This window comes from Pseudoalteromonas aurantia 208 (assembly GCF_014858725.1).
Taxonomy (GTDB): Bacteria; Pseudomonadota; Gammaproteobacteria; order Enterobacterales; family Alteromonadaceae; genus Pseudoalteromonas; species Pseudoalteromonas aurantia.
Window position 1 is genome coordinate 1,100,279 of the sequence record NZ_AQGV01000012.1, and the last position, 13,660, is coordinate 1,113,938.

The 13,660-nt window shown below is 40.8% G+C and carries 12 protein-coding genes; 7 read left to right on the forward strand and 5 right to left on the reverse strand.

Features of this window, described 5'->3' with window-relative positions:
* Positions 1–3: 3 nt before the first annotated feature.
* Positions 4–1,092, reverse strand: coding sequence for an efflux RND transporter periplasmic adaptor subunit (locus PAUR_RS08650; RefSeq protein WP_192507367.1), 1,089 nt, complete (start codon positions 1,090–1,092; stop codon positions 4–6).
* On the reverse strand, positions 1,082–1,831 hold the full coding sequence (locus tag PAUR_RS08655; protein WP_192507368.1) for a MipA/OmpV family protein: 750 nt from the start codon (positions 1,829–1,831) through the stop codon (positions 1,082–1,084). Before PAUR_RS08655 ends, PAUR_RS08650 begins: the two co-directional genes overlap by 11 nt.
* Positions 1,832–2,014: 183 nt before the next feature.
* Here PAUR_RS08655 and PAUR_RS08660 point away from each other — a divergent pair, with 183 nt between their 5' ends.
* The 3 genes from PAUR_RS08660 to PAUR_RS08670 all read left to right on the forward strand — a co-directional run bounded on the left by PAUR_RS08660 (position 2,015) and on the right by PAUR_RS08670 (position 7,032).
* Positions 2,015–2,716 carry a class I SAM-dependent DNA methyltransferase gene (locus PAUR_RS08660; RefSeq protein ID WP_192507369.1) on the forward strand — a complete coding sequence of 234 codons (702 nt, stop codon included), beginning with the start codon at positions 2,015–2,017 and terminating at the stop codon, positions 2,714–2,716.
* Positions 2,717–2,818: 102 nt separating this feature from the next.
* Positions 2,819–3,907, forward strand: a complete 1,089-nt coding sequence (locus PAUR_RS08665; RefSeq protein WP_192507370.1) for an efflux RND transporter periplasmic adaptor subunit — start codon at positions 2,819–2,821, stop codon at positions 3,905–3,907.
* On the forward strand, positions 3,904–7,032 hold the full coding sequence (locus PAUR_RS08670) for an efflux RND transporter permease subunit (RefSeq protein ID WP_192507371.1): 3,129 nt from the start codon (positions 3,904–3,906) through the stop codon (positions 7,030–7,032). The genes PAUR_RS08665 and PAUR_RS08670 overlap by 4 nt, the downstream gene beginning before the upstream one ends.
* A 105-nt stretch (positions 7,033–7,137) precedes the next feature.
* Here PAUR_RS08670 and PAUR_RS08675 read toward each other — a convergent pair whose 3' ends face one another.
* Complete coding sequence (locus PAUR_RS08675; protein ID WP_192507372.1) at positions 7,138–7,296, reverse strand: YqaE/Pmp3 family membrane protein; 159 nt, start codon at positions 7,294–7,296, stop codon at positions 7,138–7,140.
* A 597-nt stretch (positions 7,297–7,893) separates the two neighbouring features.
* Between PAUR_RS08675 and PAUR_RS08680 the strand changes: the two genes are divergently transcribed.
* The 3 genes from PAUR_RS08680 to PAUR_RS08690 all read left to right on the forward strand — a co-directional run bounded on the left by PAUR_RS08680 (position 7,894) and on the right by PAUR_RS08690 (position 9,784).
* Entirely contained in the window at positions 7,894–8,661 is a 768-nt protein-coding gene (locus tag PAUR_RS08680) for a type 1 glutamine amidotransferase domain-containing protein (RefSeq protein WP_192507373.1), read from the forward strand.
* 107 nt (positions 8,662–8,768) lie between these two features.
* Positions 8,769–9,524, forward strand: a complete 756-nt coding sequence (locus PAUR_RS08685; protein ID WP_318782603.1) for a phytanoyl-CoA dioxygenase family protein — start codon at positions 8,769–8,771, stop codon at positions 9,522–9,524.
* Between the two features lie 95 nt (positions 9,525–9,619).
* Complete coding sequence (locus tag PAUR_RS08690) at positions 9,620–9,784, forward strand: hypothetical protein (RefSeq protein WP_192507375.1); 165 nt, start codon at positions 9,620–9,622, stop codon at positions 9,782–9,784.
* Between the two features lie 94 nt (positions 9,785–9,878).
* Here PAUR_RS08690 and asnS read toward each other — a convergent pair whose 3' ends face one another.
* On the reverse strand, positions 9,879–11,276 hold the full coding sequence (asnS, locus tag PAUR_RS08695; protein ID WP_192507376.1) for an asparagine--tRNA ligase: 1,398 nt from the start codon (positions 11,274–11,276) through the stop codon (positions 9,879–9,881).
* 307 nt (positions 11,277–11,583) lie between these two features.
* On the opposite strand from asnS, the gene PAUR_RS08700 reads away from it, so the two are divergent.
* A complete protein-coding gene (locus tag PAUR_RS08700) occupies positions 11,584–12,018 on the forward strand; it encodes an AAA family ATPase (RefSeq protein WP_192507377.1) in 435 nt (144 codons plus the stop codon).
* Positions 12,019–12,316: 298 nt separating this feature from the next.
* Here PAUR_RS08700 and PAUR_RS08705 read toward each other — a convergent pair whose 3' ends face one another.
* Positions 12,317–13,174 carry a hypothetical protein gene (locus tag PAUR_RS08705; protein WP_192507378.1) on the reverse strand — a complete coding sequence of 286 codons (858 nt, stop codon included), beginning with the start codon at positions 13,172–13,174 and terminating at the stop codon, positions 12,317–12,319.
* Positions 13,175–13,660: the final 486 nt, after the last annotated feature.

Sequence of the window (13,660 nt, forward strand, 5' to 3'; positions counted from 1 at the left end):
AAGTTACCTTTTAACTAGTGTGGCCAAATTTAATTGACTGTTTGTTTCAGAGACAAGGCTGAGGGGTTGTTCAAGTGAGGAGGTGCTTGTGACAAGCAAACCATTTTCTTCTATTGCGACTACCGAGACAGGGTATTGGGTCGTGCCATCTGCGGTGAGTAAGTAAGCTTGGTCGAGGGCATCATAACGCAGTGCTGATGGTACCACTTTATATAAGGTTTGATTGGTAATGGGTAAATGTAGTTGCGCTGTAAGGCCGACATTATTGGGTGTACTATTTGGTATAGACACGGTTATATCGAATAACGCAAGTTCGCCAATACTTGGCAAACTGCGCTCTGAGATTTGACCATTAAAAGTCGCATTAATATTGGGTAATGTTATTGCTACTTGCTGTTGGCTCTCAAGTTTAATCGCGATACGTTCAGGGACTGAAAATGTCACTTTTTGTCGCTCGGTTGACTCAAATCGCAATATATTGCTACCTGAATGTACATAGTCACCTCCGCGTAAATACAGTTTTGCAATTACGCCTGAGTGGCGGGCAACTAATTGGGTTTCTTGTTGCTGATTCTGCGCTTCATTAAGTTGTGCAAGTGTATTGTTAACTTGCTGTTTTGCCACTTGCAGTGCACGAATGGCATCTTCTAGCATTGCATCAGACTGTAACTTTTTGCGAACCAGTTCTGTACTGCGTATTTTTTGCGCCTCAGCTTGAAGCAACACTGCTTTTGCACTTTGATAATCAGATTCTCTTGCTGCAACACGCTGAGATAGGGTTGGAGAGTACAGCGTTGCTAGTACATCTCCTTTATTTACCAGTTGACCTTCTCGTACGACAACGTGATCGATTCTACCATCGACAAACAAGGCCACATCATAACTGGTGTAGCCTTGAACGCGGCCATAGAAAATCTGTTCAGGTACTTTGTTGACTCGCGTGGCGTAAACACTGTTACTTACTATTGTAGCTGGCTTATCTACGCTATCACCTAACGTCTCGGTTTCTAAAGGTTGCTTGTTACACCCGATTAAAGTGGCACATGCAGTGACCAAGTATAGGTATTTAAATACACTCTCATTAAAATACATACGCGTAGCCAACCAAAATCTGTGCAGAACCTGATTTATCAATTAACGGCGAGTCTTTGATATCGCTGCCATAAGATAAATAACTAATATCCGCTTTTATCATGTGCTTTTTATTGAACATCCAGGTGCTATTTACGCCTATCTCAAAGCTTGTTGTAGCCCCAGGTTGATAAAATTGGCGAGTACTGATCGTTTCGTTTTGCATTACTCCAAAGTAGTAATCTACTAGATCATCGCTTTGATAATTTGCACCAATATAAGGCATTATTCGCCCATTATTCAGCATAAAAGGCACGCCATAACTTGCGCTTAATTGATATCCCTTATGGGTGCTGGATATATCGTGCGTAAATTCAACGCCGAACTCACCAAATTGTGTGTCTATTTCCGCTTCAACCCCCGCATCAAAACTCATATCGCGGTCTTCCATGCCCTTGAATATATCGCTGTCGGCTTGTTCATAACCATCAAAGCGCAGGTTGGCAACGGCAGAGATTTCTAGGGTTTGATTGGCAAAAAATTGATAGCTGGCACGCGGACCGAGCAAAGAGAAATTACCGTATTGTAGTCCAACTATCGGGATCAAATTGGTTTCGTTTCCTACATCTACATAGCCTTGGTCTTGAGAGATTGTGGCAATGCCTAAACTCCATGTTAATTCGGATGAGGGAGTGTTGGCGTGCACATATGTAGAGCAAGCGAGTAGACAAGTCATGTAACCGATTTTTGTTAAAGTCATACTATATCCTTTGCAAGTAGGTAAAATGTTATTCCGTGCTATTGTGTTCATTTAACGACAGAATGAGTTGATGTAGGTAATGTAAAGCACGAAGCTTTCTAGAAACTTACAATACGTAATTATTTTAAAAGTATGAGATTTCGCAGGCTTTAGGTAGCTATGAACGCGAATTTAAGAGGCAATATGACATCGAAACTGTATACCGAATTTGCAACAGAATATGACCAAGTAGTGCAAAGTAATATATATAATGCGCATTATGAACGGCCCTCTTTGCAAGCGCTAATAGATAGAGTGAAAGACTTAGATGTATTAGATCTTGGTTGTGGTTCAGGTATTTATGCTGACTATTTAATATCTCGAAATGCAAAATCAGTGACCTGTGTAGATATTTCTGATGCGATGGTTGCACTTGTGCGAAACCGTTTAGGTGCACAGTTAAATGTCTATCAGCAAGACCTAACGCATGGGCTCCCACGGGAAGCATCAAATAGTAAAGATTTAATTATATGTCCGCTAATGGTGCATTACTTAGCAGACTTGGTGCCTTTTTTTAACGAAGTGTATCGCGTACTAAAGCCATCAGGACATATTGTTTTTTCAACGCATCACCCGTGTTCAGAGGCTGAATTGAGCCAAGCCAACAACTATTTTGCAACAGAAAGGGTGACGGATGTATGGGGAACGATAGGGAAACCCGTACAAGTACAGTTTTTCCGACGCTCATTGACACAATTATTCACTGCGATAACTCAATCGGGTTTAGTGGTCACACAACTGACGGAAGGGCAGGTGGCACGAGAAGCTGAAGTGCTGTGCTCAGCAACATATAGAAAGCTCTCCAGCCAGCCTGCCTTTGTGTTTATTAAATCTAAAAAAGCGTAATTTTCATCACATCTGGCGTTATTAGTAATTTATCGCAAATAGGGTGCGGTAAATTTCGAAGTGTTTAGAATTAAATAGAAATAATTATCATTAGAGGTTTTTATGCAAGTCGCTGCTCGTGCCGTATTATGTTTGCTGGCTACTACCATTATGTGTGTTGCTAGTGATAGCTATGCCAATTCAACAGAGGTTGATGTTTTTCTGCCCACACTTGACCGCTCCCCTGAGACGATCCAATTGACGGGCTCGATAGAGTCAGCGCAACATGCAAATATTGCAACCATGGAAGCGGGGTCGGTTTCGACGCTGTTTGTTGATGTGGGTACTGAGGTAGCCAAAGGGGATAAGTTACTGCAATTGAACGCCACGTTAGCTAAGCTTGAATTAGATCAGGCGAAAGCGAGTTTACAAGCGGCTAATATTGCCAAAATAGAAGCTGAACGTCTCCTTAACGAAGTTGTCGCTTTATCTAACCGGCAAAGCGTTGCAAAAACACTTATTGGTGAACGAAAAGCGAATTTGGCTAACGCACAAGCTGAAGTGATTAAGCAACAAGCTGCCGTATCATTACAACAAGAATTAATACAACGTCATACACTATATGCCCCTTTTTCAGGGATTATCGCAAAAAGAGAGGTGGATATTGGAGAGTGGATCACACCACAAAATAGCGTCCTGACGTTAGTAGGCCAGTCTAACTTACGTTTGGTATTGGATGTACCGCAGGAATACTATACTCAAATGATACAACAGCCTCACCTTAGTGCGACGGTAAATGCCGATACACTAGATAGCAGAGCAATAGAGATTACTGTGAGCCGTATAGTCGGAGTTGCAGACCCTATAAGCAGGACGTTTGTTGTACATGTAGATTTACCAAACAACAATATGGCGACAGGTGACTTCATCACAGGTATGTCTGCAACAGCGAAAATACATATGGCGTCTCAAAAAGATACCGTGTGGTTACCTAAAAGTGCGATTAAACAGCATCCAGATGGCGGAAGTAGTATATTTGCAATTGAAAGTGGAATAGCAACGAGATATTTAGTTGATATTATCGAATCACACGCTGATAAAGTGGCTGTGACTGGATTAAATGGTACTGAACATATTGTAGTTTCAGGTGTTGAATTACTTAAGAATGGTTCATCGTTAACCATTAAATCTACAGTAGGCAGTGCGCTATGATTGAAGCTGCCGTAAAACGCGGAACGCTAGTCACGGTTGTCGTACTGATCACGACAATATTAGGATTGATTTCTGCGCTAAATATTCCAGTACAGATGATCCCTGACTTAGAAGTACGGACGATCACGGTGCAGACAGGATGGCCGGGTGCGACACCGCAAGACGTAGAAAAAGAAATCTTGATTGAGCAAGAACGTTATTTAAGAAGTCTGCCTAACTTAAAGCGGATGATATCGTATGCAGAAATGGGTGAGGCAACGGTAGAGTTAGAGTTTCCATTTGGTGTTGGAGTGAATGACGCGCTAATTCGCGTTAATAATGCATTAAGCCAAGTACCCGCTTATCCTGAAAACGTTGACCAACCAAGGCTGTTTTCCAGCTCATTCTCTAATAATGCTTTCATGTATTTTTTGCTTAAACCTCAACCAGGTAATCCGTTACAACTCGACATGGATTTATTACGAGATTTTGCTGAAGATTTTATTCGCCCCCGTATGGAAAGTGTAGCGGGCGTGTCTGAGGTTCGAGTTGGAGGGGGCGCACAACGTCAGATCCAAATTAAAGTTGATGCATCACGGTTAGCGCAGCGTGGGATCAGCTTAACTGAGGTAAGAAATGCTATTAGAACACGAAATAGAGATGCTTCGGGCGGAGATATTGAAAGTGGGCAGAGCCGCTACTTACTTCGTGTTGTTGGGCGTTTTGATAAACTTAGTGAACTAGAGAACCTCATTATTAAACGAATCGGTTCTGCTAATGTGTTACTCAAAGATGTGGCCAGTGTGTCGCTTGACCACTTTGAGACGCGCGGTATGTCTTATTCAGATGGTGAACGCACGTTAAGTTTATCGGTTAGGCGAGAAAGTGGTTCTAATGTACTAGCGATAAAAGAGCAAATGTTGCCGGTTATAGCTGAGCTTAATGCGCAACTATTAACGCAGAACGGCTTGGAACTGAAGTTGCTCAGTGATGACGTAAAGTACGTGAAAAGTTCATTGCAAAACGTCTGGACTAACTTGGCATTAGGCGCATTATTGGCCACGCTTGTGATGTATTTCTTTTTACGCTCAGGGCGCGCGACATTAGTAGGCGTAATGGGGATACCGTTATGTACGGTTGCTGCTTTTTTTGCGTTAATGAGTTTCGGTCGTACTATTAATGTAATCTCTCTAGCTGGTGTTGCATTTGCAATCGGTATGACCGTTGATAATACTATTGTGGTACTTGAGTCTATTGTGCAAGCAAAGCGAGAAGGACTTAGTAAGCGTTTAGCAGCAGTGAAAGGTGTGACCGAAGTTTGGCCTGCGGTATTAGCCTCAACAGCCACAACTGTGTTGGTTTTTACGCCAATACTATTTGTTGAGCAAGAAGCTGGGCAATTGTATTCTGATATTGCCATTGCTATTTCAGGGGCCATCATTGCATCGATGCTCGTTGCATTATTTGTTGTACCAGTGGCGCTTGCACATTTTGGCAAAAAACAAGATTTAGATGAAAAACAACAGTTTGAACTTGGAACATGGTGGTTATCAATATCTAAACAGTTTATGCGTTCGCAGCGACAAGCACGTGTTATTAGCGTAGCATTCATTATTGGGATTTTAGGATTGGCTTATACTTTGATGCCTGCCGCGGAGTACTTGCCAGAAGGAGAAGAACCGAAAGCTTTTTCAATGATGATTGCGCCGCCTAACTACAACCTATCGGAAATGGAAAAAATTGGCGGTGAGTTAAGAACCTTTTTTGATGCGCATGTTGAAGCGAATAGTGTGGCTTATGATACGGGTAAAACCACAATGCCACCACTTGAGTATTACTCTATGTCAGTGTCTGTTGGCCGCATTTGGTTTTTAAGTGCACCGGTAGATTCAAAAAATATCAATGCGATGATGTCAGCAATTACAGCCAAGTTTAAAAGCTATGATGGTATGCGTGCATTCTCTGCTCGTGGGTCAATTATTTCAAGTAATGATGGTGGTACGCGTGCCGTTGCTGTTGATATAGCCGGTAGCGATATCACCGAATTATATAGTGCGGCGGAAGCGGTATATGGCGAGGCAGAGCGACTATTTGATAATCCACAAATTGACTCAGACCCTGGCTCTTTGGCGCTGGAGCAGCCCTTAATTGAAATAAAGCCGCGATGGCATAGATTAGCAGAGCTTGGGATCAGTAACAGTGATTTTGGTTATACTGTGGCAGCGATGAGTGATGGAGCATATGTTGATGAGTTCATTTTGAATGATGACAAAGTCGACATGTTCTTGTTTAGTGGTGCAGGAAACCGACAAGACTTAACTGAATTGGCTAATACACCAATTGTTACCCCCCATGGGCAGGTTTTACCGTTAAATGCATTGGCAGATTTGATGGAGAGTAAAAATAGTAACTCTGTACGCCGTGTTGATGGAAATCGTACAGTCACGGTTTACATTATTCCGCCACGAGACGTTGCGTTAGAAACTGCAGAAGAAATTGTACGCCAACAGTTACTGCCAAATTTGTGGCAGCAAGGTAAAATTGCACAAGGTATTAAGCTCAATATTAGTGGTGCAGCTGACCAACTTGAGGCAACTAAATCCGCGTTGTCAGGCAATTTTGTGATTGCATTGGTTTTAAGTTATTTGCTGCTTGTGGCTATATTTACACATTGGCGTTATCCTCTGTTTATTTTAGCAACGGTACCGCTTGGTATGGCAGGTGGTTTGCTAGGGCTGGTTACTGTTAATGGGATCAATAGTATGCTGACAGGGCTCGGTATCGCTGCTTTTCACCAACCGTTTGATATGATCACTATGCTAGGTTTTCTCATTTTATTGGGTACGGTGGTAAACAATCCGATTCTTATTGTAGATCAAACTCGACGCTTCATTATAGATAAGGCTATGCCTGTCCGTGAAGCTGTTGAACAAGCAGTGGCTAAGCGTTTAAGACCTATCTTGATGTCAACAGCAACAACGATATTTGGGTTAGCACCTTTGGTACTTATTCCAGGTGAAGGTACTGAACTTTATAGAGGTGTAGGGGTGATTGTGCTCAGTGGTATATTGGTTTCAACAGTATTAAGCTTGACCTTTTTACCAGCGTTACTTGTCGCGGTTATTAACCAGAGTGAACGAAAATAACGCTGCATAATCGTTTGATAGGCGTCACTGTAAGACGACCATGTAAGTATTACATGGTCGTTTGGTTATTAATATAAATATTGAATTATCTTATGAAAGGCGTGTTTATTTTTTCGCTATCACCCAAACCGCATGAATAATGCCGGGTACATAACCAAATAGGGTGAGTAAAATATTCAACCAAAAAGCCCCTCCCAAACCGACCTGTAAAAACACCCCTAAAGGCGGCAGCAATATCGCAATTATTATTCGTAATAAATCCATAGTTCACCCACTTACTGGTTATAGTTAACCTCAGCTCTGGATAAGCGAATTTGCCCAATAAAGCTATTTTTCTCACTCTCGGCGTTGCTTTCATTTGTAATAGCCCGCTACTACTGCATAAAAGCGCCTTGATATTGAATAAAATATCATCATTGGATTGTACGTAAGTTTGTTTACAAAATATTTCCTATTCCAAAACCCTTATCCAAACCTGAGGTTAGTTAGTTTTCTTAACTAGGTATAGCAGAGATTGTTACATACGCGACTAAGTCGTCTTATTAATTAACCTCAGCTCTGGATAAGCGAATTTGCCCAATAAAGCTATTTTTCTCACTCTCGGCGTTGCTTTCATTTGTAATAGCCCGCTATTACTGCATAAAAGCGCCTTGATATTGAACAAAATATCATCATTGGATTGTACGTAAGTTTGTTTATAAAACATCTTCTATTCCAAAACCCTTATCCAAACCTGAGGTTAGTTAAACGCGTAGCCTAGTTTTAGATACGAAGACTTTGCTAATCTCCTGTAGTGGGTTTAAACCTTTCTTTAAATCACAGCGTCTAAGAGGAGGCATTTAACAATTAGGTAGGGAAATTATGAAAACGATAAGTGGGCTCTTAATTGCGTGGATATTGGCGTGTTATGTGGGAGAGGTGGTTGCAGTAGAGCAAAAGAAAGTGCTGGTCATGGTATCGAATACTTTAGATATGGGGGATCCAGAAAAACATGATGCACGGAATAATTTATGGGAGGTCGCGCCTCCACACCATGTTTTCATGAGTCATGGGTATTCTGTTGACTTTGTTTCACCCAATGGCGGAAAGGCTGAATTTATGATGAACCCCGTTGGGATCAGCAGCTATACAATTAAATATGAAGGGTTTGCTGATAAAACACAGCGAACTTTAAAACCTAAACAGCTAGACTTAAGTCAATATTGGGGCGTATTTATTGGAGGAGGTTATGGTCCCTTATTTGATATTGCTAACAATAAAAGTATGCAAACCATCATTGCTGCTGTGTATCAAGCTGGAGGAATTATTGGATCAAGTGGCCATGGCGCTGGAGCATTTGCCAATGTGATTTTACCGAGTGGCGCATACTTAGTGCAAGGAAAGAAAGTAGCCGGTTTTCCTGACTCAACAGAAAAATCAAAGTCATGGGCGAAGCAGGGCACTTTGTTACCATTTTTGGTAGAAAGCCAGTTAAACAAAAATGGCGCAAAAGCACAAAATAAAGAACTATTGGTTGATAAGCATGAGGTTATTGTTGACCAAAGAATTGTCAGTACTATGTTCTTACCGTCAGCGGCACTAGTGGCAAAAGAGATGATTAGGTTACGAGAATTGGGTAGTAAGCATTGATATATTTGATAAAGATTTAATCATTATAAATTAATGATTGAAATTTATTCGAAGGGAGTAATGTTCAGTGCAAATCGGGTGCAACATATTATTAGAAAGGTGTGGACGTGACGTTAGAGTTTGAAAAAAGTGGTTTTGCTGTGATTAGAAATGCGCTGACTGCCAAGGAGTTAGCGCCAATTAAGGAAGCTACGCAGTACTACCATAAATTATGGAAGAAAAAAAACGACGAAGCATATAAAAATGGAGCGATAAATTCCGCTTATTTAACTCATCAAGCGCATTTACCTGAGGGCAAGCGTGCACTACTTTTTAATGTGATTGGGTCTCATAAATTGCGTCATATCATTGATGATACACTTGGACCTGATGCGGCATTTATGAATACTCAGCTATTTTTCGATCCTTTGAATCCCAATCAAGCAAATTATTGGCATAGAGACTCACAATATCATCTAACAATTGAAGAGCAAAAATTGGCGCTAACAGGCCCTAATGTTGTGCATTATAGAGTGGCTTTGACAGATGACCCCAGCGTAGAGCTAGTACCGGAAACCCATAAACGTTGGGACCGTAATGACGAGCTAGATATTAGGTTGCAAAACAATGGTCATACAAACGATGAAGACATAGAAGGTGCAGTTAAAATTTCTTTAAAGGCCGGAGATATACTGGTTTTTTCCGCTAACATGATCCATCGGGGTCTTTATGGCAAAAATCGGTTTGCCTTAGATATACTGTTATGTGATCCAGATCCCATGTTCGAGAAATATATAAGCCGAGATATTTTGCCTAGTGAACTAACGTTAAAAGAACTCGAAAATCCATCACTTTTTGTAAATACGAATGTGTTTATTTCATAACGCACTCGAGTCCACCTAGTAGGAACTGTCTAGGTTGTTATTTAACCTACGACACTATAGGATGGTAGTGCAATAATAAATAAAAGGATATTGTTATGAAATTAAAATTAAAATTAAAAAAATCTAAACTAAAATTGCTTGATAAGAAGTTAGACTTAGCATCAGAAAATACGCCACAAGTAGCGGGCGGCCGTCTTTATCCCAATACATTTGGACCACTGAGTGAGTGTCGATGCCCAACAGGCTGGCTTTGTCCATAGTGGTTGGTTGAGATACTAAAAGATAGCTAAAATAAAAAACCCTGCCGAGCAGGGTTTTTTATTTTGTACGTGTCACTGGCTATTGAGCATGACCTTAGTACGTTGCGCTGCCTTTGGTACGTGGGAAAGCGATAACATCACGGACATTACCCATACCGGTAACATATGCAACTAAACGCTCAAAGCCAAGTCCAAAACCTGAATGTGGCACTGAGCCATACTTACGAAGATCGCGATACCAGCTGTAATCTTCTTTATTTAGTCCCATTTCTTCTAAACGTGCATCAAGAACATCTAACCGTTCTTCACGTTGAGAACCACCAATAATTTCACCAATACCTGGGGCGACTACATCCATGGCTGCGACTGTTTTACCATCTTCGTTTTGACGCATGTAGAATGCTTTAATGTCACGTGGGTAGTTTTTAATGACAACTGGTGACTTAAAGTGTTCCTCAGCCAAATAACGCTCATGCTCAGATTGTAAATCAACGCCCCATTTAACTGGGAATTCAAACTTTTTACCACATTGCTCTAAAATGGTAATTGCGTCGGTATAATCAACTTGTGCAAAGTCTTTTTCTACAAACTCTTCAAGGCGCGAGATTGCGGTTTTTTCGATTCGTTGAGCGAAAAACTCCATATCATCACGGCGTTCTGTTAATACAGCATTGAATACATATTTCAGCATGCTTTCAGCAAGGTTTGCTACGTCATCTAAGTCAGCAAATGCTACTTCTGGTTCAACCATCCAAAATTCAGCTAGGTGACGAGATGTATTTGAATTCTCAGCTCTAAAAGTTGGACCAAAGGTGTAAATTTTCGACATTGCACTGGCGTATGTTTCGCCATTTAGCTGACCAGAAACCGTTAAGAATGCTTCTTTACCGAAGAAATCTTCACTGTAATCTACATCGCCTTTATCAGTACGAGGCAAGTTATTCATATCCAGTGTTGAAACACGGAACATCTCACCCGCACCTTCACAGTCACTTGCTGTGATGATTGGTGTGCTGATCCACATGTAACCTTGTTCGTGAAAGAAGCGATGTAATGCTTGTGATAAACAGTTACGAACACGTGTAACCGCGCCTATTACGTTAGTACGAGGTCGTAAATGAGCATGTTCGCGCAAGTATTCAATACTGTGACGCTTTGCAGACATTGGGTATGTATCTGGGTTTTCTACCCAACCAAGTACTTCAACTGAGTTTGCTTGAATTTCGTACGATTGACCAGTACCTTCAGATTGTACAAGCACACCCGTTACTTTCACAGAGCAACCCGCGGTTAAACTCGTAACTTCGTCATAATTATTGAGCGAATTAGGTACGACAGCTTGAATAGGGTCAAAACAAGAACCGTCATGAACGGCTAAGAAAGAAATACCTGCTTTTGAATCGCGGCGTGTACGGATCCAACCTTTAATTGTTACTTGGCTGTCTACCGCAACGGTGCCTTTTAGTAGCTCCGTTATCGCTATGTGGCTCATCTTCACTCCAATGATATAAGTTACCTAAATTAATCGAGTGTACCTACGGTCATTCGTAGGCACAAGAACCGTATCTTACCTTTGATACGGCAATAAAAAAACCGCCTGAGGCAACTCTTTTACATCTAGTCCCAAATTTATTGAAATTAACGACAGTTTTACATTTTTTTCGAGTGTAATTTGTTCGCTTTAGGATAATTGCTTTATGAGTCAGCTATAGTTCATGATTCTTCTAAAGATTTATGGCATTATAACCGTATTAAGACTCACTTTATTTGCTTAAGAGCATAGGTAATAACAATTGTCGATGAAACAAGTTTTTATCCTGAGAGGGTTGCCGGGAAGCGGTAAAAGTCACTACGCTGAGTCTCTATCAGATGAGATGGTTGGGGGTGACGAGAGCCAGTTTTTTATCTGTTCAACCGATGACTACTTTTATAATGAAGAAGGTGAATACCACTTTCAAAAGTTCAAATTGCCCCAGTTTCATAATTTAAACTTGGCGCGCTTTATTAATGCGTTGGCAGAAGGGATCCCACTGATTATTCTCGATAACACCAACATTCGTAAATGGGAGTTCGTGGCTTATAGCACTGCAGCGACGGCAATGGGCTATCAAGTAAAAGAGGTCATTGTTGGAGAAGTGAAAGATAAATCACTGCAACACCTGTATGCAAAGCGAAATACCCATGGCGTGGCGTTAAAAACCATTAGTAAAATGGCATATATGTTTGAGTGGTAGTGTTGCGATTTCATATAGTGTGTTCATTAAGCCGACCTTGTAGAGTCGGCTTTGCTTTAGGTGCTTTGCATACGAGTGAACATGCAGATCAAGTGTGAGTATTTTCAATTTAGCAGCTTAAGTACATAACCTCAGGTTTGGACAAGGGTTTTGGAATAGGAAATATTTTGTTCAATATCAATGCGCTTTTATGCAGTAATAGCGGGCTATTACAAATGAAAGCAACGCTGAGAGTGAGAAAAATAGCTTTATTGGGCAAATTCGCCTATCCAGAGCTGAGGTTACATAAAAAAATAGCTTACTTAGACGCTTTACACCCTTTAGGCGGTTCATCACTGCATATGATGTCATTAATTATCACGGTACCACCATTATAAATACGCCCTTCAATATAGACTTTCACCCCTGATTGAACCATATGATTGATTATACGTTGCAACGCTTCTGAGGATCCCCGTGCTTGGTACCCAGAATAATTCCCTTCAGATAACATAATTCCCTTATCTCGGCCAGAAAAAGCAACGGGTTCGAACGCGATTGAGACTTTACCATTGAGGTTTTTGATCACCCCTTTGAATTTAAAGGTATAAGTTGTGCCATCACTCGGAAAAGCCACATCAACGGCCATTTGTACCGCCAATACTTGATTTATTATTGAATTACCCAAGGTGACTGTCGCAGAGGTAAGCGCCCCAGCGACATTACCCGTAAAGTAATCGCTCAACGCTTGCTGAATTGCTTGCTTTTCATACACTGACTTGGCAACTGAGTGCGCGCTAGCTATATTTGTATACGACCCTAAAAATGGACGAAGGTGATCAATGGTTACTTGGCCATTGGCTAAATCTTTGATTGTATTTGACACTTGTTTGGCTTGATTAACCGATGTTTTAATTGCTTGCTTCACTGGAATTGGCCAATACATCAATAGGCCTTCTTCACGCTCTGTCTGGAATGCCTTAATTCTATTACCCGTGTAATCAATGACATGCACTTTCCCACCATTGGGGGCATACTGAATGGCTTTGCTTTGCATTTGTTGATCAGAGCAGGTGTTGCAGAGCGCGATACTTTCACTTGTAAAACCAAATGAGCTAAAGACCAAACTGATTGCTGAAAGTATTTTTGTACCGTGAAGGTACTTAATTGTTTTCATATTTATATCCTTATGTGTATTCATATTTATATCCTTATGTGTATTCATATTTATAAACTTATGCTGCGTGCGTAAGCTAATTGTTAATTTATTGTTTTTTTGTGGCTTGTCAATTATTAGCAAAAAGAAATATATTCTCGAATAATTTTTGGAAGGATTTTTTATTCCACTAATCGTAAATTTACGCAGTTCATCGCGTTATTTTAGATTGTGTTATATTATAACATTACAATGGCGTGGTGGTAATTAGGGTAACGAGGCATTGAAGTGTCCTGCTAGTTTAACCACGTTCAATCACAGGTATTCAGTATTGAATATTCATTTGAGCAGGGAAGAGGCGATGGCACTATTTATCGCATCGCCGCAGCGTGTTGATTTTTCGTATCGATAATGTTCGCATTTTCACGCTTTGAAATATCAATTACCACGTTATTTTTGTTACCAGTACTTGCACTTAAAATTACGAGGTTTAGGTTTCGGTGTGCG

Coding starts and splice junctions, on each gene's coding strand:
- PAUR_RS08660 (WP_192507369.1), top strand. CDS start 2,015: ATGACATCGAAACTGTATACCGAATTTGCAACAGAATATGACCAAGTA.
- PAUR_RS08700 (WP_192507377.1), top strand. CDS start 11,584: ATGAAACAAGTTTTTATCCTGAGAGGGTTGCCGGGAAGCGGTAAAAGT.
- asnS (WP_192507376.1), bottom strand. CDS start 11,276: ATGAGCCACATAGCGATAACGGAGCTACTAAAAGGCACCGTTGCGGTA.
- PAUR_RS08655 (WP_192507368.1), bottom strand. CDS start 1,831: ATGACTTTAACAAAAATCGGTTACATGACTTGTCTACTCGCTTGCTCT.
- PAUR_RS08675 (WP_192507372.1), bottom strand. CDS start 7,296: ATGGATTTATTACGAATAATAATTGCGATATTGCTGCCGCCTTTAGGG.
- PAUR_RS08690 (WP_192507375.1), top strand. CDS start 9,620: ATGAAATTAAAATTAAAATTAAAAAAATCTAAACTAAAATTGCTTGAT.
- PAUR_RS08665 (WP_192507370.1), top strand. CDS start 2,819: ATGCAAGTCGCTGCTCGTGCCGTATTATGTTTGCTGGCTACTACCATT.
- PAUR_RS08670 (WP_192507371.1), top strand. CDS start 3,904: ATGATTGAAGCTGCCGTAAAACGCGGAACGCTAGTCACGGTTGTCGTA.
- PAUR_RS08650 (WP_192507367.1), bottom strand. CDS start 1,092: ATGTATTTTAATGAGAGTGTATTTAAATACCTATACTTGGTCACTGCA.
- PAUR_RS08680 (WP_192507373.1), top strand. CDS start 7,894: ATGAAAACGATAAGTGGGCTCTTAATTGCGTGGATATTGGCGTGTTAT.
- PAUR_RS08705 (WP_192507378.1), bottom strand. CDS start 13,174: ATGAAAACAATTAAGTACCTTCACGGTACAAAAATACTTTCAGCAATC.